Origin of the sequence: Acinetobacter sp. TTH0-4 (genome assembly GCF_015602665.1) — a bacterium.
Classification (GTDB): Bacteria; Pseudomonadota; Gammaproteobacteria; order Pseudomonadales; family Moraxellaceae; genus Acinetobacter; species Acinetobacter albensis.
The window spans coordinates 1,045,181-1,063,205 of sequence record NZ_CP059079.1 but is presented as its reverse complement, the minus strand read 5'-3'; the positions used below and the strand labels follow the sequence as shown (position 1 = coordinate 1,063,205).

15 protein-coding genes are annotated in these 18,025 nt (G+C 37.1%); 6 read left to right on the top strand and 9 right to left on the bottom strand.

Going from position 1 to position 18,025, the window contains the following annotated elements; genetic code table 11:
* Positions 1-156 precede the first annotated feature (156 nt).
* Entirely contained in the window at positions 157-726 is a 570-nt protein-coding gene (gene efp / locus H0S58_RS04890; RefSeq protein WP_053578233.1) for an elongation factor P, read from the bottom strand.
* Positions 727-796: 70 nt separating this feature from the next.
* Here efp and epmB point away from each other — a divergent pair, with 70 nt between their 5' ends.
* The 3 genes from epmB to H0S58_RS04875 are packed head-to-tail and all read left to right on the top strand — an operon-like array spanning position 797 to position 5,672.
* Positions 797-1,813 carry an EF-P beta-lysylation protein EpmB gene (gene epmB / locus H0S58_RS04885; protein WP_195727311.1) on the top strand — a complete coding sequence of 339 codons (1,017 nt, stop codon included), beginning with the start codon at positions 797-799 and terminating at the stop codon, positions 1,811-1,813.
* Positions 1,814-1,827: 14 nt separating this feature from the next.
* Positions 1,828-3,573 (top strand): GTPase, encoded by a 1,746-nt coding sequence (locus tag H0S58_RS04880; RefSeq protein ID WP_195727310.1) that lies wholly within the window; start codon positions 1,828-1,830, stop codon positions 3,571-3,573.
* On the top strand, positions 3,555-5,672 hold the full coding sequence (locus H0S58_RS04875; protein WP_195727309.1) for an EAL domain-containing protein: 2,118 nt from the start codon (positions 3,555-3,557) through the stop codon (positions 5,670-5,672). Before H0S58_RS04880 ends, H0S58_RS04875 begins: the two co-directional genes overlap by 19 nt.
* Before the next feature lie 116 nt (positions 5,673-5,788).
* Here the strand turns inward: H0S58_RS04875 and rpmE are convergent, their stop codons facing one another.
* The 4 genes from rpmE to H0S58_RS04855 form a co-directional block, all read right to left on the bottom strand.
* On the bottom strand, positions 5,789-6,013 hold the full coding sequence (rpmE, locus tag H0S58_RS04870) for a 50S ribosomal protein L31 (RefSeq protein WP_053578237.1): 225 nt from the start codon (positions 6,011-6,013) through the stop codon (positions 5,789-5,791).
* A 205-nt stretch (positions 6,014-6,218) separates the two neighbouring features.
* Complete coding sequence (locus H0S58_RS04865) at positions 6,219-7,196, bottom strand: bile acid:sodium symporter family protein (RefSeq protein ID WP_195727308.1); 978 nt, start codon at positions 7,194-7,196, stop codon at positions 6,219-6,221.
* 156 nt (positions 7,197-7,352) lie between these two features.
* On the bottom strand, positions 7,353-7,754 hold the full coding sequence (gene gloA / locus H0S58_RS04860) for a lactoylglutathione lyase (protein ID WP_193892045.1): 402 nt from the start codon (positions 7,752-7,754) through the stop codon (positions 7,353-7,355).
* Between the two features lies 1 nt (position 7,755).
* On the bottom strand, positions 7,756-9,918 hold the full coding sequence (locus H0S58_RS04855) for an AmpG family muropeptide MFS transporter (RefSeq protein WP_193892042.1): 2,163 nt from the start codon (positions 9,916-9,918) through the stop codon (positions 7,756-7,758).
* 181 nt (positions 9,919-10,099) lie between these two features.
* On the opposite strand from H0S58_RS04855, the gene H0S58_RS04850 reads away from it, so the two are divergent.
* The gene (locus H0S58_RS04850) at positions 10,100-12,733 is read left to right on the top strand and encodes a Lon protease family protein (protein ID WP_195727307.1); all 2,634 of its coding nucleotides are present in this window, start codon (positions 10,100-10,102) and stop codon (positions 12,731-12,733) included.
* Positions 12,734-12,800: 67 nt separating this feature from the next.
* Here H0S58_RS04850 and grxD read toward each other — a convergent pair whose 3' ends face one another.
* A complete protein-coding gene (gene grxD / locus H0S58_RS04845; RefSeq protein ID WP_053578242.1) occupies positions 12,801-13,142 on the bottom strand; it encodes a Grx4 family monothiol glutaredoxin in 342 nt (113 codons plus the stop codon).
* 164 nt (positions 13,143-13,306) lie between these two features.
* Between grxD and H0S58_RS04840 the strand changes: the two genes are divergently transcribed.
* Positions 13,307-14,518, top strand: a complete 1,212-nt coding sequence (locus H0S58_RS04840) for an aspartate aminotransferase family protein (protein ID WP_193892033.1) — start codon at positions 13,307-13,309, stop codon at positions 14,516-14,518.
* Between the two features lie 268 nt (positions 14,519-14,786).
* Here H0S58_RS04840 and H0S58_RS04835 read toward each other — a convergent pair whose 3' ends face one another.
* From H0S58_RS04835 to surE, 3 genes are all read right to left on the bottom strand, one after another.
* A complete protein-coding gene (locus tag H0S58_RS04835) occupies positions 14,787-15,716 on the bottom strand; it encodes a LysR family transcriptional regulator (RefSeq protein WP_053578244.1) in 930 nt (309 codons plus the stop codon).
* A gap of 92 nt (positions 15,717-15,808) precedes the next feature.
* Positions 15,809-16,618, bottom strand: coding sequence for a peptidoglycan DD-metalloendopeptidase family protein (locus tag H0S58_RS04830; RefSeq protein WP_193892030.1), 810 nt, complete (start codon positions 16,616-16,618; stop codon positions 15,809-15,811).
* Between the two features lie 115 nt (positions 16,619-16,733).
* On the bottom strand, positions 16,734-17,498 hold the full coding sequence (surE, locus tag H0S58_RS04825; RefSeq protein ID WP_195727306.1) for a 5'/3'-nucleotidase SurE: 765 nt from the start codon (positions 17,496-17,498) through the stop codon (positions 16,734-16,736).
* Between the two features lie 41 nt (positions 17,499-17,539).
* Between surE and H0S58_RS04820 the strand changes: the two genes are divergently transcribed.
* Positions 17,540-18,004, top strand: a complete 465-nt coding sequence (locus tag H0S58_RS04820; RefSeq protein ID WP_413784412.1) for an MCR_0457 family protein — start codon at positions 17,540-17,542, stop codon at positions 18,002-18,004.
* Positions 18,005-18,025 lie beyond the last annotated feature (21 nt).

Here is an 18,025-nt window from a genome sequence, read left to right as displayed (position 1 = left end):
TTTTGCATAAATCAGCGGTCATTTTTATTGTTCGACGTATTGCTGTTTGTTCCTTTGCAACTGTACTCCTCATCTTTTATTTTTCATCTAAGACTTTCGCATGAAAAAAGGGATGATTTAAATCATCCCTTTCGATAATAGTCTATTTTTAAACTATTATGCACGCTCTAAATAATCACCTGTACGAGTATCGACACGTACACTTTCTTCTTGTTGTACGAATAATGGAACACGTACCACAGCACCTGTTTCAAGTTTCGCAGGTTTACCGCCACCACCAGAAGTATCACCACGAACACCCGGATCAGTTTCCACAATTTTTAATACCACAAAATTTGGTGGATTAACCGACAATGGCACACCATTGAACAGCATGATGGTACATTTTTCATTGGAATCATCTTTCAACCATTTAGCGGCATCGCCCATTGCTGTTTTATCTGCAGCAATTTGCTCAAAGCTTAATGGGTCCATAAAGTTCCACAGTTCGCCATCGTTATAAAGATATTCCATTTCAACTTCAACAATGTCTGCACCTTCTAGTGATTCATTGGATTTGAATGTTTTCTCTAAAACTTTACCAGTTTTAAGATTACGTAATTTTACGCGGTTGAATGCTTGACCCTTACCAGGTTTTACATATTCGTTTTCCATGATTGAACATGGGTTACCATCAAGCATTACCTTAAGGCCTGCTTTAAAATCATTTGTAGAATAATTGGCCATGAAAGGCTGACTCCAAACTTACTAACTTAAATCTATTAATGATAGACTAGCATCATTTTTTCCATGCGGCATGATAAACTATTTGTATCAAGAGCAAAACTGGCAATCACAACTTAGTGATCTAATTACAGATCCTTTAGAGTTGCTTCAGTCACTTCAGCTTTCACCCGAACAGTTATTATCAGGGGCAATTCTTGCTTCTGAACAGTTTAAATTACGTGTACCGCGTGCATTTGTGCAAAAAATGACCCCTGGTGATCCACTTGATCCACTTTTATTACAAGTATTGCCTCACCATTTAGAACTTGAAGAACATCCTAATTTTGTCACTGATCCGCTAGGTGAAGAACAAGCCAATCAACAACTGGGTGTTTTGCATAAATATAAATCACGGTTTCTACTGACTTTAACAGGCGCATGTGCTGTACATTGTCGTTATTGTTTTCGTCGGCATTTCCCTTATCAGGAAAATTTACCTAAAAATGAAGATTGGCTGAATATTAAAAACTATATTGAAAGCCAGCCCGATATCAATGAAGTGATTTTTAGTGGCGGTGACCCGCTGACTTTGTCCAATCGAAAATTAAAACTTTGGATTGAGCGCTTAGAGCTCCTCCCACAACTTAAATTTTTGAGAATTCATTCACGAGTTCCGATCGTAATCCCCAACCGTGTCGATAAAGAGCTGGTTTCCCTGTTAAAAAACAGTAGGCTACGAATTATTGTAGTGCTACACTCGAACCATGCAAATGAGCTTGATGATTTTACCTGTGCTAAAATTTCTGAGTTAGTCGAACAGAAAATTACTGTGCTAAATCAAGCAGTTTTATTAAAAGATATTAATAATTCAGCGCAAATTTTAGCGGATTTAAGTTATCGTTTATTTGATGCAGGCATTATGCCCTACTATCTACATGTTTTAGATAAAGTGAAAGGTGCACATCATTTTGACTTAACTTCTGAAGAAATTAACTTAATATATAAGGATGTTTTAGAGAACCTACCAGGCTACTTGGTTCCTAAACTTGTTAGGGAAATTGCGGGCGAAAAAAATAAGACACCGCTTTTTGGAGTTTCAACTTTTTGAGTTAAATAATAACGATGCTTATGAGTACTTCAGATATTTTTCAAGCTCCATCAGAGCTAAAGTTAGAAAAATTAAGCTTCTGCCCAACAAGCACGAAGGGTTTACAAGAATGGGTAGCCAGTCTATCCATTCTTCAGTTGGGAAGTTCTTCGAAAGAGCTGTTTAATGCTTTATTAGAAATATCAGAACTAAAATGCCCAGAAATGCTTCGTTTTGATTTAATTCAAATTTTACATCCAACTTTGGATAATGTTTTAGGCAGTTTGGAAAAACATTTTTTTAATCAAAGTTTGATTACGACCGATCGTAATGATCAAATTATTGAATTGGCAATGCTATTACGCAGCCATTTTGCTAAAATTTATGTTGATATTTCAAAAAGATGTAACACACAATTAAGTTTACATAAATTTTCTATCTTTGCATTTAACCAAAAGAAAAGCTTACAAACAGCGCGTATGGTTTCAAGCTACTATGCCTTGCAACAACTTTCATTACTGGTTTATCAGCAACACCTGCTTTATAGCACACCTTTATTTGGTCAGTGGTTGGCGGCTCATCAACTGCTTGAATGTGCGATTAAAAATAATTTTTCAAATACCAATATTAATCAGATATTAGAGACACAACACGCTTTACAAACCATTACTCAAGCTTATTCACAACTTATTTTATTGGATATTTTTAACACCCATCAAATTCGTCCATCAGAAATGCAAGGTTTGTATTTATGCAGTTTAGATTGGGCAAAATTGGTTCATGTTTTGGCCAAAGAAACCACACTTTCACGTTATATTGTCGATATCAATAAAGATCATCCACCTGTTTTTAATACGGATCAAGCCAGTTTATACAAACCGACTATTTATATTTCAACTCAAAATTTATTAGATCACTTGTCTGAAATTCAAACAAAAAAGACAGGATATTTATCTAAAAATGAAAAATTATTTCTCACACCCTCCTTATATTTTCATATTCACAACTTACTCACCACCAGTACTGAACGTTTACATGAACGTTTTGAATATTCAGCGCAATTATATATCTGCTTTAGTTTGGCCGTTGCTCACTTCTATTTGTCGCAAGGGAAAAACTTTCATGAAACTTTAGACTTAGACAATAATTATCAATTTCAAACTGAAAGTACATTTATTAATTCAATGAATTCCAGTGTACCGTTAGAAGTGAATAGCGCAAAATTATTGGATCGTGAAGCAAAACAAACGTATTCTGTCGAAGTACTGGATATTAGTTTAAACGGTTACCGCATTAAATGGACAGGCACGACCCCAACACATTTAAAAACAGGTGAATTTATTTTAATTCAGGAAAGTACCAATAGCCCTTGGCGTGGTGGTGTCGTTCGCTGGATTAAACAATCTACAGAGAAAAGCTTAGAACTTGGACTCGAAGTTCTTGCTCAAGACTTATTCCCTTGTTCAGTCATGGTCAAAACTGATCGTCATAGCAATAATTACCAACCCGCGCTGCTTGTTAAAACATCCCTACAAGAAAAAATTACTATTAGCTTGATTGTATCGGGTTCACATATATTCAGAGAAAAACAGACAATTCATTTACGCTTAGGCAAAGAAGATATAAAAATTTATTTGAATAAAGCAAAACTAATTACGCAAAGTTTTATTCATTTTGAATTTGAATTACTAAATGATCAACAAGAACACTTAGTCAATGATTTTATTCATAAGCAAATAAATGAAAGTAAGCATTATGATCTATGGGAAGCCTTGAAGTGAGAAATCCACTATTGTCTAAAAAGTTGAAACGTTCAGAAACCCGTTTACTCATTATTGATGATAACCAGATTCGTTTTAATCAGATTCGTGATTTTTTAAGCGCCAATGAACATCTGGTACAAGCAACATTACTGGATGATTTACAAAATTTTGAAAAACAATTAAATCAAAATTGGGACATTGTTATTTTTGGTCGAGCCTATGATTTAAAATATGAGCAAGCTTTAAGTTTAATTCAATTGTCTAAGCAACCCAATCTCCCTATTATTTTATTAAAACCTGATGATTATCAACCAGCACAATATGCAAGTTATATTCGTAAAGGTATTTATGACATTTTAGATCTTGAATATGCAGATCGTTTCTATATGGGTTTAATTCGTGCCCTTTCGTTTAGTCGTTTGCTTTTAAAGCAACAACATTTAATGCATGAATTAGAATCTGCACAAAGCCAAGCTCAATCATTGGTTCATGAAAGTAATAAAGCAATTGCATTGATTCAAGAAGGAATTCATGTTCAGGCAAACTCAGAATATCTTGAACTTTTTGCAATTAAAAATGCAGAGGACGTAATTGGTCTGCCTTTACTTGACCTGTTACAACCACAAGATTTAAATGATTTTAAGTTGCGTTTTAAAAAGATCAATCAAGGTCAATTTGATTTAGGTCGTTTTGAAATGACGACATTAAATACACAGGTCTCTCTACCCAACCCCTTGAAAATCGAATTTTTACCTTCGACAGATGAAGATGCTTTACAAATTACCATTGACCTTGAAACGATGGCATCAAATAACAATGCCTCAGACAATCATGATAAAAGCAGCTATAAACCCAATACCTACCAGTTAATTAACCGAGCTATTGCTCAGCAACCTGCTGATGTGAGTGCATTAGTCTTATTTTCAATTGCCTCTTGTCCAGAGATTATTTTTGAAAATGACTGGAACACAGCAAAAAACTATTTTATTAATTTAAAAGAGTTTCTAAAAGAACAAACTCATGTGCCTTTGTTTAAAGTCGAAACTGGTATTTTCCTCGGTTTATTCCAAGCAGAATCTCTAGCCAAACTAGAATCTAAATTAATTGCTTTAAATTCACTCGCTAAACCACAACTCTTAATCATCAAACAAGCGACTTTCCCGCTTAATTTAAGATTAGGTTATATCGTTTTAGACAGTGAAATACGCGATGATGCTCATTTTGAACAAGTAATTGCTACTGCTTATAACACTGCTTTACCTCAAAACCAGCCTACGCCTGAGTTTGAATTAAAAAATGATTTACCCATTCCAAGCTTTGATCTTCAACCAGCTGAAATCAAAGCTGTTCCAATCTCTGCGGAATTTTCACTGATTCGGGCGTTACAGCAGAGTTTAGAACGTGGTGAAATTCACCTTAAATATCAGCAACTTTATGATAAACATGATACCAATTTATATACTTATGAAGTGACAAGTGGTTTTATTTTTGAAAATAGTTGGAAAGATTTAACGGATATTCCAGAACTTTTGGAAGATCAAGAATTATCCATTAAATTAGACCGCTGGATTTTGGTTGAATCCTGTAAACAATTACATAATTTCATCACCCAATATCCAGAAGCAAAACTGATCGTTAATTTAAACAAAGATGTACTTTTACATGATCGTACTTTTCCAGAATTTATTTCTAAGTTGATTACGATTATCCGGAGTAAATTGAGCCACCCTTTAATATTACAATTTTCTGAAGAAGACTTGAGTCAGAATCTTTCGGATGCACATAAGTATATTGCACAATTACGTCAGTTTGGTGCAGAAGTAGCACTTCGTGACTTTGGGCATAGAATTTACAGTGAATCGATTTTACGTCAACTTGATGTGAATAGCTTAACTCTACATCCCGACCTGACCCAAATGTTGAATACAGAACAGTCAACTCAGGAATTACAAGAAAAAATTCAAATCTTCCATAAAGTAAAAACAGTAGAAATTATGTTGCGTGAATTAAATGATATGACACTTTTTGCAAATGCATGGAATGTGGATGCTCGTTTTATTCAGGGTGAATATTTCCAGAAAAAATTAGACCATTTGATTGATGTACAAGACCAATAGGGTCTTGTGCATTTTTTACAATCAAAGCATTTTAAGTTGGTTATACATAAAGAGTGATAGAACGGAAAATATAAAGCAAAAAAACGGGCTTAGAGCCCGTTTTTTTATGCTGGATATTAACGTTTGATAGAACGTGACATACCAGAAAAACGTTGTTTGAACTTGTCGATACGACCGCCAGTGTCCACATTCTTTTGTTTACCAGTATAGAATGGGTGGCAAGCTGAACATACGTCTAGGTAAAGAGTTTCTTTACCAATCGCTGAACGAGTTTCGATTACGTTACCACATGAACAAGTAGCAACTAGTGTTTCATATTTTGGGTGGATATCGGCGCGCATGGTCGATTACTCCTAAGTTAAGAAAGGCTTATGCTGTCATCGCTATTGATCACTCTCATCAAATTGATGAGGAAAATTTATCCGAAGAAAAATAAGACCAACACCACAACAGACCATTCTTTTGGCCCACCGAGACGGATACCGTCAGAGCTAAGCACAACAAGTGTGCACAATTATACTGCAAAAATATCTAGATAGCGAATTATTATTCAAGTTCAGTTTCAGACTGTTTTGACCAATGATTCGCAATCACGCCACAGACCATCAGCTGAATTTGATGAAAAATCATAATCGGTAAAACAATCATCCCTAAAGGTTGACCAATAAATAATATCTGCGCCATTGGCACACCGCTCGCTAAAGTTTTTTTAGAACTACAAAAAAATATTGCCACTTGATCTGCTTTGTTAAAGCCTAACCATTTTGGAATATAGAAAGCCAATAACATAATAATGGTCAAAAATATCGAACATGCGAGCGTCAATATCAAGAGTGTTTTACCACTTAATACGTTCCACAATCCCGCTACCACTGCACTACTAAATGCACCATAGACCACCATCAGAATAGTGCCCTGATCAAAGGCTTTTACTAGGCTGGGCAACTTCAACATATATGGATAAACATAGGGTCTGAGTATTTGACCTAAAATAAATGGTACCAGTAAAAGTAAAGTAATTTGAAGAATAGAGGCTGTTGGGTCAAAACCATGTTTTGACTGCCCTAAAATAAAAAAACTGACCAATATCGGGGTGATAAACATGCCAATAATATTTGAAAAAGAGGCACTACATACAGCACTGGCTACGTTACCTTTTGCAACCGAAGTAAATGCGATAGAAGATTGAACTGTAGATGGCAAAAAGCACATAAACAGAAAGCCCAAATAGAGTTCTTTTCCTAAAAGCGGCAATAAAATAGGTTTGGCGATTAAGCCCAAGACAGGAAACAAGGCAAATGTAAACGTAAAAACAACTACGTGAAATTTCCAATGCGTGATGCCTTGAACCACTGCTTCTCGGGAAAGTTTTGCCCCATGTAAAAAAAATAAAATAGCGATCGCAGCTGAAGTAATTACACTAAAAACAGTCGCAGCAACCCCTGATACGGGTAAAAAACTTGCTAAAAGTACCATAACAATCAGTAAAATGGTAAAGCGATCTAATGCCAACAATTTTAACATTACAACATCCTGTAATCTTTGAATGCTCATTTAAGAGGTATAAAAAAGCCCAATAATTGAATTTACCGCATGGTAAAGTTCATCTTACGGGGCCAAATAAATAAAGCTAGTTTTTCAATTCAATGTTGAATATTTAGTTTATCTATACCACACTTATTAATTATTACGTGCATCTGCATCTTGCTGAATCAATTCAATTTTATAGCCATCTGGATCTTCGACAAAAGCAATGACAGTGACACCACCTTTCATGGGTCCAGCTTCACGTACTACATTGCCACCACGTGCCTTAATTTCTTCACATGCTTTATAGGCATCCGCCACACCAATTGCAATGTGCCCGTAGGCATTCCCTAACGAATAACTTTGCGTATCCCAGTTATGCGTCAATTCTAATACTGTTGTATCTGATTCTTCACCGTAACCCACAAAAGCCAAAGTGAAACGACCTTCTTCATAATCACGCTTACGAAGTAGTGTCATACCGAGCACTTCAGTATAAAATTTTAAAGATTGTTCCAAATTACCTACACGTAACATAGTATGAAGCATGCGCATTTTATGGGTCCTTATTTACAATTAAAGCATTCTGGTGATCCTTCAATAATTTTGCCACCCAAACCACTAAAATCAAAATAGGGAGACCAATTAAAGTCGTCATGAGGAAAAATTGAGGATAACCAATATTGCTAACGATAGTACCTGAATAACCGCCTAAAATCTTAGGTGTCAGTGTCATCAATGAGCTAAAAATAGCATATTGCACTGCTGTAAATGAAACACTGGTTAAACTTGATAAAAATGCAATAAAAGCTGCCCCAGCCAACCCAGATGCCAAATTATCGACGATAATGGCAAAATATAGCCATAAAGCACTATAAGGTTTAATCACCTTACCAGTAATTTCAACATCATCGCCAGACTGAGCACTGATGGCAGGCAATGGCTGAATATCGATATCTAAATTTTTGGTAGAAGCTACCTGATTATTGACCGCATAACGATGTGATGAAGTCGAAATGACTTGATTATGCTCAAGCACCTCAGCAACCAAATTTCTTGAGGCAGAATGAACCAAAGTCTGCGCAGGAATAGCCGCACTAAATATGCCAGTTTTATCTAAATTTGCGTCAAACTTCTGACCATCTAACTGTATGATAATTTTTTGTGCATCATTTAAAGCGTGCCCAAAGTATTGCCCTCGTACCACAAGGCTTTTATTTTGTTCTTGAAGACTGACCGTATTATCACTTGTGACAGGCAAAAGCTGCATGTTATTTGGTTTTTGAGTACTGCTGAGATAAGGCAAAGTAGCAACTACAGCATTTAGAGAATCATCTTGGTATTTAGCTGTGACTTTAACTTCATTGGCTTGTGCCAAAATTTGACTGGGTACTTTAATTTTCCAATATCCCACCTCATCGGACTGAACTTGATAACGCTGTGTGCCTACAAGGACTTCGATATCACTTAACTGCTGACCAGATTTGACCAACCCAATGAAAATAAGATTGGTTGAGCTGGCTAAAATTGCCCCCACAAACATGAGTTTCATAATATTCATGCGCTGGGCAAGCAAGCCTCCCAAGAAACCGCCCACCAAGCTAAAAATCACACCATAAATTTTAACAGCTTCAGCAATTTGCTCTTTAGTAAAATTTAGGTCTTGATAAAATACATTTGAAATCACACCCGCAATAATGTCAGAAATACGGTAAAAACCAATCAATAACAATAAGACTAGTGCGAGTTTAACACCATAACGTTTAAAGAAATCTGCGATTGGATGTATCCAAGTTTCAAATGCCATCTGCTTGTTCACGGCACCCATTTTCACCAATAATGTACCGACCAAAACAGCGATAACAGCAGAACCAATAAAACGTAGAGCCTCAAAACAGAACAACAATAAGGAGTCCGAAATTTCAAATTGAGATTTAGCAGATTCAGTGATTGTGCCTGACAAAATATAGCTGATGACAAAGCCCATCACTGCAACAAAAAATACAGCGACCAAACGATAATAATCGGTGCGTTTATAATTTTTATAAACTCGATTAACTTGCGGTTCACGAATAACCAAAGTGGTCAAAATACCAATCAACATTACTGCTGCCATGGCTAAATAGGTGATTTTCCAAGCACTGTAAATATAATTGCCTTTTGCAGTACCCAATGATGCCGCTAAAAATAAAGCTCCTGCACCTGCAATAATCATCCCTATGCGATACCCCGCATTATAGGTTGCAGCAAGTACAGTCTGCATTTGTGTCTCAGCCAATTCGATTCGGTAAGCATCAATCACAATGTCTTGAGTTGCAGCAGAAAAACCCAACAATACTGCACCAACCGCCATTTGGTATAAATAAGCTTGTCCCAAAGCTGGATTAGAAAATGCCATAATTGAAATGGCACAAATAATCAACACTTGTGCAATCAACAACCATGCACGGCGGCGACCTAATTTTTTTGTCAGAAATGGAACAGGTAATTCATCGACCAGAGGTGCCCAAACAAACTTAAAGGAATAACCCAATGCAGCCCAGCTAAAGAAGGTTACTGCACTTTTATCAATTCCTGCCTCTCCAAGCCAGAGTGATAAACTCGAAAAAATCAGTAAGATTGGAATACCGGCTGAAAATCCCAAAAAAAGCATGATCAGTGCGCGGCGGTCAAGAAATGCCGTAAAGGCCGATTTCCATCCAGTAGATTGTGTTGTCATTGATTATTATGTTCTGCAAAACTCAATGTCGCTATTCAAACGCGTAATGCGCTCGGTTTCAACACAATTTACGAAATCATTATTTTATTTTATCGATTAAAGCATGCTGTTGGCTTGAATTTTTCAAACAAACCTGTATACCTTTAAATCTCTATCGCACTATTTCGTTTTGGATTTTACAGTGACCCAAAGACTCGAGCAAATGAATGCTTCTTTATCTGCCAATATTATCAACAGCAATGAAAAACTTAGCCAAAACAGCTTAAATTCCTCATTTGATCAACCAGAAATACAAAGTACTTTAGAAAAAACCAAGTTGAAGTCTGAACAACTCACTCATATTCCAAATTACGATAAAATACCGCCTTCAACTCGTCGTTTAAAACCTTTAAATAATTTTCTAGGCCAAGATCGTGCACGTGCTTCTGTAGAGGCCGGTATTGCGCTGCCTTACTCAGGTTATAATATTTTTGCCGTAGGGACTGCGGGTTTAGGTAAGCGCACCATGGTGAAACGCTTATTGCAACAACATGCGAAGACTATGCCGACGCCAAACGATTGGGTCTATGTCAATAATTTTAAATTACCTCGTCAACCGCTTGCCCTTGAACTTCCTTCTGGTCAAGCTGCAAAATTTCAAAGTATGTTGCATCAGGCATGGCAGAGCATTCTTAAACAATTAGAACGCCGCTTTACTGCAGAAATTTATCACAATCGGATTGAATTGATTCGCCAACAAATTGGTGATGAACAACAGCAAGCGCTGATTGACCTGACCAAAGAAGGTCAATCCTTGGGTTTAAAACTCATTACTCGACATGAAGAACATTGTTTTGTACCTGTGCATTATATTGAAGATTCACTTGAAGAAATGACGACTGAAGAAATCAATGCGTTAAACAATAAAGAACGCGCTGAACTTTCGACCCACATGCGCCACATGGATAAAAAATTAGAACGTTTAGGCTTACATTTAGGCGATTTAGAAGATGATGCACGTGATAAAGTTCAACTCCTAAATCGTGACATTGCCAAACAAGTCGTCATGCCACGCATTGAGCAAATTTTAAATAAATTTAGTGAAGTTAAAGGCTTAGCAGATTATTTAAAATATTATGCTGAAGATATTATTGCCAATGTCGAAATTGTGCTTGAGCAAGAAGAAGACGATTTTACCCCTGGTTTATTTAGTCGTGTACCTGCACGTTATCAAGCCAATATTATTGTATCTTATAAGCCAAATTCGGGTGCACCCGTTATTTTTGAAGATTTTCCGACCCATTACAATTTATTGGGTCATGTCGAACAATTAACGCAAAATGGTACCATTACCACAGACTTCACTCTTATTCGTCCAGGAACCTTGCATAAAGCCAATGGAGGATTTTTAATACTTGAAGCCGAACAATTACTTGAGCAGCCTTATGCATGGCAGGGATTAAAAAGAGCTTTAAAATCTGGTCAGTTAAAACTCTCTTCACTAGAACATATGCTCACCTTAACAGGCAGTATTTCAATTGAACCAGAAGCAATTCCATTAAATCTAAAAGTCGTTTTATTGGCTGAACCAGAAGTTTATTACGAAATTCTAGAAGTAGAACCAGAGTTAGGCAGTGTCTTTAAAATTCGTGCAGATTTTACTGATACATTACAACGTAATGACACCAATGAGCAGGCATATATGCAATTGATTGCCGACTATGTGCAATCAGATAAACTTCTACCCTTTGATCGTTCTGCTTTAGCCGCTTTACTAACTGATTCAAGTCGTCAAGCTGAAGATCAAAGTTCATTGTCATTACATGCCCTCACCTTGGGGGATTTAATTCGTGAAGCTCATCATCATGCGGCCAAAGCAGATGATAAAATTGTCACAGATAAGCACATCAATACTGCGCTACATCATCGCCAATATCGCTTAGGTTATTTACGCGAATTATATTGGGAAGATTTATCACGTGGTACACAACTGATTGAGACCAAAGGTCATCGTCTGGGGCAAATTAATGCACTTTCCGTTATTCATTATGCGGATGTAGAATTTGGCTTACCTTCACGCTTAACCGCCTCGGTCTATCAAGGTGGTGGTGATATTCTGGACATTGAACGCAGCGTCGAACTCGGAGGATCATTACATGCTAAAGGGGTGTTATTGATGTCGAGTTTCTTAAAAGCCCATTTTGGTCGTGAACAAACATTACACTTTTCTGCTGCCCTTGCATTTGAACAAAGCTATGGTCAAGTGGATGGGGATAGTGCAACCGTGGCTGAATTGTCTGCATTATTGTCCGCGATTAGTCAATTACCAATTGACCAATCTTGGGCAATTACTGGTTCTATGAATCAGTTAGGTCAAGTCCAACCCATTGGTGGTGTAAACGCAAAAATTGAAGGTTTCTTTGATGCCTGTAAACTTCAAGGCTTAACCGGCAAGCAAGGCGTCATTATTCCACGACAAAACATGCAGCACTTAATGTTACGTCAAGATGTGATTGAAGCCGTTGAACAAGGTCAATTCCATATTCATGCCATTCAAACTATTGATCAAGCTTTAGAAATTTTAATGGCACGGCCTGTTGGAATATTAAATAAAAAAGGTCGTTACAGTAAAAATTCAATCTATGCTGCTGTTTTGGAACAGCTTGAATACTGGCAAGCGATTGAAGATGGCATAAATTTTGAAGAAGAGTCAAAGAAAAAAAAGAAAAAGAAAAAATCCAAAAAAAAGAAAAAGGAAGAAGCTGAAAAGCAGCTGAAACCTGTTGACGCAGTAGATTCTGGAAATACGACTGTTCATGCAATTGAAGCAAAATAATTTGCTTTCTTGACAATTCGAATAAAAAAAGCGCCTTTAGGCGCTTTTTTTATTCGTTACTGCTGAATTAAGCTTCAGGAGCAGCGCTATATTGTTCTACCAAAGATTTTAATTCACCTTTTTGGAACATCTCTAAGATAATATCGCTACCACCGATTAATTCACCATTAATCCACAATTGTGGAAAAGTTGGCCAATTTGCGATTTTCGGCAAAATTGTGCGAATATCTTGGTTTTCCAAAATATTAACATAAGCAAATGGACGACCAATTTGACTGAGTGCTTCAACCGCACGTGCAGAGAAACCACATTGTGGGAATTGCGGTGTACCTTTCATATAAAGAAGGACAGCATGTTTTGCAATTTGGTCACGAATTAACGCTTCAGTATCGCGTACTTGTTCAGTCATTGATAAATCCTCAACTCATTTGCCTCGCATTATACCCAAAACTTAGCAAAACAGTATGACTAAAGCAATATTTCCAATTTTATTTACATTTAGGCTTTTATTCTGTAGCAGATTTTGCTTATATAAACTTTTACTCCCCTCCACCTAACAGATAAGAGTTAGTCATGAATAACATTACCCTTGCGCCCGTGCAACCTGATCAACCTTCACATTTGATGCCTGTATTTGGTCGTCAGTCGATCAGTTTTGTGCGTGGACGAGGTTCTTATCTTTATACAGAAGATGGCACTGAATATTTTGATGCACTTACAGGTATTGCCGTATGTGGTTTAGGTCATGCTCATCCGGTTATTGCACAAGCAATTGCAGATCAGGCTGCCACGCTTATTCATACCAGTAACTTATATGAAGTACCTTGGCAAACGGCAGCAGCACAAAAATTGGCTGAAGTTTCAGGGATGGAAGAAATTTTCTTCTCGAACAGTGGTGCAGAATCGAATGAAGGTGCAATTAAAATTGCGCGTAAATTTGGTTCAATGCAAGGGATCAGTCATCCAAAAATTATTGTCGCAGATCATTCTTTTCATGGCCGTACCATGGCAACTCTATCTGCAACAGGGAACAAAAAAGTTCAAGAAGGTTTTGGACCTTTAGTTGAAGGTTTTATTCGTGTTCCTTTTGGTGATATTGAGGCCATTCAAGAAGCAGCAATTAACCATCCTGACATTGTGGCTATTTTTGTGGAACCCATTCAAGGCGAAGGCGGTGTGAATACTGCACCTCAAGGTTTTAGCTATTTGGAAGAAATTCGTCAAATCTGCAACCAACATAACTGGCTAATGATGTTAGATGAAGTTCAAACGGGTAATGGCCGTACTGGTCAATATTTTGCTTACCAGCACACCAATATTGTGCCTGACGTTTTAACCACAGCCAAAGGTTTAGGTAACGGTTTTCCAATTGGTGCGGTCATGACTCAAGGACGCGGTGTCGGTGTACTGACTGCTGGAAATCATGGTTCAACTTATAGCGGCACAGCACTGGGTTCACGCGTGGTTTATACAGTCATTGATCTGATTCAAAAAGAAAATTTAGTTGAAAATGCAGCAAAAATGGGTGCATATATTGTTGAACAACTTAGACAACAACTGAGTGATCAAGAAATCACGGTTCGTGGTTTTGGATTAATGATTGGCATTGAATTACCAAAAGGATGTGCAGAACTGGTCAATACAGCACGTGATGAATATCACCTGATTATTAACGTGACTGCTGGTTCTGTGATTCGTCTCTTACCTACTTTGAATATCAACAAAGAACAGGCAGACTTATTAATTGAACGTCTGGTCAAAATGATTAAGACTTTTTTAGCCTAATTTCGGCCGATTACAAGTAAAAATAATGCCAGTCGGTATAAAACTTGACTGGCATTATTTGATTTAGAATATGGGTGCTGAGATACTTTTAAAATAAACGGATTACTATTCTGTATTCACTAGCATGATTAACATGTATTTAAAAATAATATATTTCAAAGTCGTATTAAAATTATAAATCTTTTATCTAAAAATAATTTATTCATATAAATAGTATAAATAATTTTCCCAAAATATTTGGAATTGCATAATTCCAAGTTAATCCCTTTTATGAAGCATCTTGATAAATCCTACCCCCAGGTAATTGACTAAAATACTGCTTGAGTGTCTCTATACAGCGATGGATTTTCATCGTTTGCTGCTCTCGCTTTGAAATAATGGCATATAAAGTAAAATGTGGCAGTTTCCACTCTGGTAAAACTTCGACCAAATGACCACTGACCAAATCTTTTTGTACATCCAAATATAATATCCGTGCAATGCCATGCCCTTGTTGACATAAAGCTTTGGTGACCAATACATTATTTGAAGACAAACGAGAATTCATATCTAAACTAATTATTTCACTGCTTACCGCATGCTGAAATGTAAAATTCTGAGAATTTTTCATGACATTGATGGGAATCAAATCATGATGTCTTAAATCCTCTGGATGCGAAATCGGTGCTGTATGATTCAAATAACTTGGCGAAGCCACCAAAATTTGTTCGGCTCTGGCTAGAGGAACAGCATGTAAATGAGTGTCTTCAATCTTTGAGGTCATACGTAATGCAATATCAATGCGACCATCGATTAGATCAATATATTGGTTATCGGCTTCCAAATGAACAGATAATCCACGATGAGCTGACATCCAGTGTGACAATGCAGGAATCACATGATTTGCACCCAACTCTGGTGTCGTGGCAATCCGTAAATCACCAACCAAGTCATCTCTTAATTCATTAATCCTGATTTTACCGCGCTCTGCAGCAGCCAGCATTTCTTGACAGCTGTGGAAAAAAGCTTGTCCAGCTTCAGTTAAACTCAATTTTCTTGTTGAACGATGTAAAAGAACAACTTCCATATCTTGTTCTAAAGAACGAATTTGCTGACTGACAGCACTGGTGGTGATACCTAAATCACGTGCTGCACCACTAAACGAGTTTTTTTCTACAACACAAGCAAACACACCCATTGCCCGAAGTTGATCTAACATAAACTCCCCCTATTTTTATGCGATCATTTATCTTTTGATAAAATCAACTCATTGTATTATACGGTGAAATTTTTGAAATGCATTAGCATAATTTAACTAATTGGTAAGACCTTGGTCGGATCAATGGGTTTACCATCTAAACGTACTTGAAACTCTAACATGGTACGGCTAGCGCCACTTGAGCCCATTTCGGCAATTTTTTGACCTGCTGTCACATTTTGCCCACTGTTCACATTCATTTTACTGTTGTGTGCATAGGCCGTAATGTAGCCATCGATATGTTTAATCAGGATCAAATTACCATATTCTTTTAATCCGTCTGCGGCATATACCACTTGGCCATCTGCAGCAGCAAAAATTGCATCACCGACATTTCCGCCATAACGAATTCCTTTGACATTCGAAGCCAAATTAAAGTTTTGAAGGACGGCACCATTACTCGGCTTCACCCAACGCAAGGTAGACACTTTAGACGTTACAACGGGTGCAACAGGAATACTACTTACTGGTGCAGTGGTTTTAGGCAAAGTCGTTGGTACTTGAACCGTTTGACGTTGAATTGGTGCTGCTTGTGTCACTGCTTGAGTCGAACTACGGCGTGACCCAGTATCTTTTAGTCGTAAAGATTGACCCACATAAATTCGATAGGGTGATGCGATATCATTCATTTCCGCAACACTGACATAACCTAAACCATAGCGTGCCGCGATTGCACTTAAGGTGTCACCAGAACGCACTGTATAATAGTCGGGTGCAGTCGCATAACGGGTGGTATTATTGATTTGTGGTTTTGATGCGCAACCACTTAAAACAACGGTCGAGATAACAGCTGTAGATAACACAATGGTTTTCAACAAGGCTGTGGGCATAGAAAATAAGCGATATTGTGACACCAAGTGCATTATTCATCCTCTCTATATATAAATGTATCTATTGATTTGCGTTAAGATTAACAAAAAAGTATATGAAAAATTCTTTCTGTTCTGCATTTTCACAAAGTTATAACACTACTCTAGATTATTTGGAAAACTGACTGTGCAAACTGGTTAAAATGTCATAATTTGTAGCATCCATTTGAATAGGCGTAATACTGACATAACCATTCGCAACCGCAAAAAAATCTGATTCTATTTCAGTGAAGCCTTTTTGCGGATCTGCTACGGCCTCTCCCGATAATCCAATCCAATAGACTTGACGACCACGCGGATCAACATGGCTAGTAATCGGCTTAGATTGGCTACGGCGTCCTTGATACGTTATTTTTGCACCTTGAAATTTGGGTACATCTGGGATATTGATATTAAAAATATGGCGTGGTGGTAAAGTCGGTAAACCCGCAACAATAAAATCATGTACCCACTGTGCAGCAAGTTGATAATCTTTTGGATCATCATAAGCACGAACATTTGGCCCAGCGAGCGATACTGCAATTGCAGGTTGTTTCATCAGCCGTCCTTCAAATGCTGCTCCCACGGTTCCTGAATACAAAACATCATCGCCTAAATTTGCGCCGCTATTAATACCACTGACCACCAAGTCAAATTCAAAATCGAATAGACCATTCATGGACAAATAAACACAATCGGCTGGCGTTCCATTCACAGCCCATACATCGGATGCGATTTTTATAGGTCGCAACGGTCGATCTAAAGTGAGAGCGCTAGAAAAACCGCTGCGCTCACTTTCAGGTGCAACCACGACGACTCGCCCTAATGGTGCCAAAGCAAGGGCCTGAATACCAGGAGCAAATACACCATCATCATTGGCAATTAATATATTCACTTAAAAATCTCATCGAGTTAAAGAATGACGGGTCAGAATATTTGATTGAATTATCTAAAGAATTATATATATTTAGTTTTCAATATCCATTCAATATATGTGATTTAATCATGATTAAAATAATCTCATTTCGTAGCCTAATGGGTTTAGGCTTTGCAGTATTTCTATCACAAGCAGTTTTAGCTGATGATAGTTTATCCATTGCCGAAGCTGACGCCATGATTAAAGAAGATCTTGCTTCAACGCAGGTTTTGATTGAAGTCTGCCCAACACTGAATGGTAAAAATGCAAAATTTGATCAGAATATTCAAAAAATCATTGAATCCCATTTAGAAAGCCATTCAAGTAAATCAATGACTTTTGATAAAATTCAAAAAGATAGTGAATATCAGTCTTTTTTAAATGAAGCACGCCAAGCAGCAAAAGAAACCACTCAAGATGAACAAAAATCAGTTTGTAATGATGTTATCAACTACGAAGCATATTCTCAAAATATGAGTGAATAATTTTTTGCTTATTTAGGCTTA

Coding starts and splice junctions, on each gene's coding strand:
- H0S58_RS04830 (WP_193892030.1), bottom strand. CDS start 16,618: ATGCACTTGGTGTCACAATATCGCTTATTTTCTATGCCCACAGCCTTG.
- grxD (WP_053578242.1), bottom strand. CDS start 13,142: ATGACTGAACAAGTACGCGATACTGAAGCGTTAATTCGTGACCAAATT.
- epmB (WP_195727311.1), top strand. CDS start 797: ATGATAAACTATTTGTATCAAGAGCAAAACTGGCAATCACAACTTAGT.
- H0S58_RS04855 (WP_193892042.1), bottom strand. CDS start 9,918: ATGACAACACAATCTACTGGATGGAAATCGGCCTTTACGGCATTTCTT.
- H0S58_RS04840 (WP_193892033.1), top strand. CDS start 13,307: ATGAATAACATTACCCTTGCGCCCGTGCAACCTGATCAACCTTCACAT.
- gloA (WP_193892045.1), bottom strand. CDS start 7,754: ATGCGCATGCTTCATACTATGTTACGTGTAGGTAATTTGGAACAATCT.
- efp (WP_053578233.1), bottom strand. CDS start 726: ATGGCCAATTATTCTACAAATGATTTTAAAGCAGGCCTTAAGGTAATG.
- H0S58_RS04880 (WP_195727310.1), top strand. CDS start 1,828: ATGCTTATGAGTACTTCAGATATTTTTCAAGCTCCATCAGAGCTAAAG.
- H0S58_RS04875 (WP_195727309.1), top strand. CDS start 3,555: ATGGGAAGCCTTGAAGTGAGAAATCCACTATTGTCTAAAAAGTTGAAA.
- H0S58_RS04865 (WP_195727308.1), bottom strand. CDS start 7,196: ATGTTAAAATTGTTGGCATTAGATCGCTTTACCATTTTACTGATTGTT.
- H0S58_RS04835 (WP_053578244.1), bottom strand. CDS start 15,716: ATGTTAGATCAACTTCGGGCAATGGGTGTGTTTGCTTGTGTTGTAGAA.
- rpmE (WP_053578237.1), bottom strand. CDS start 6,013: ATGCGCGCCGATATCCACCCAAAATATGAAACACTAGTTGCTACTTGT.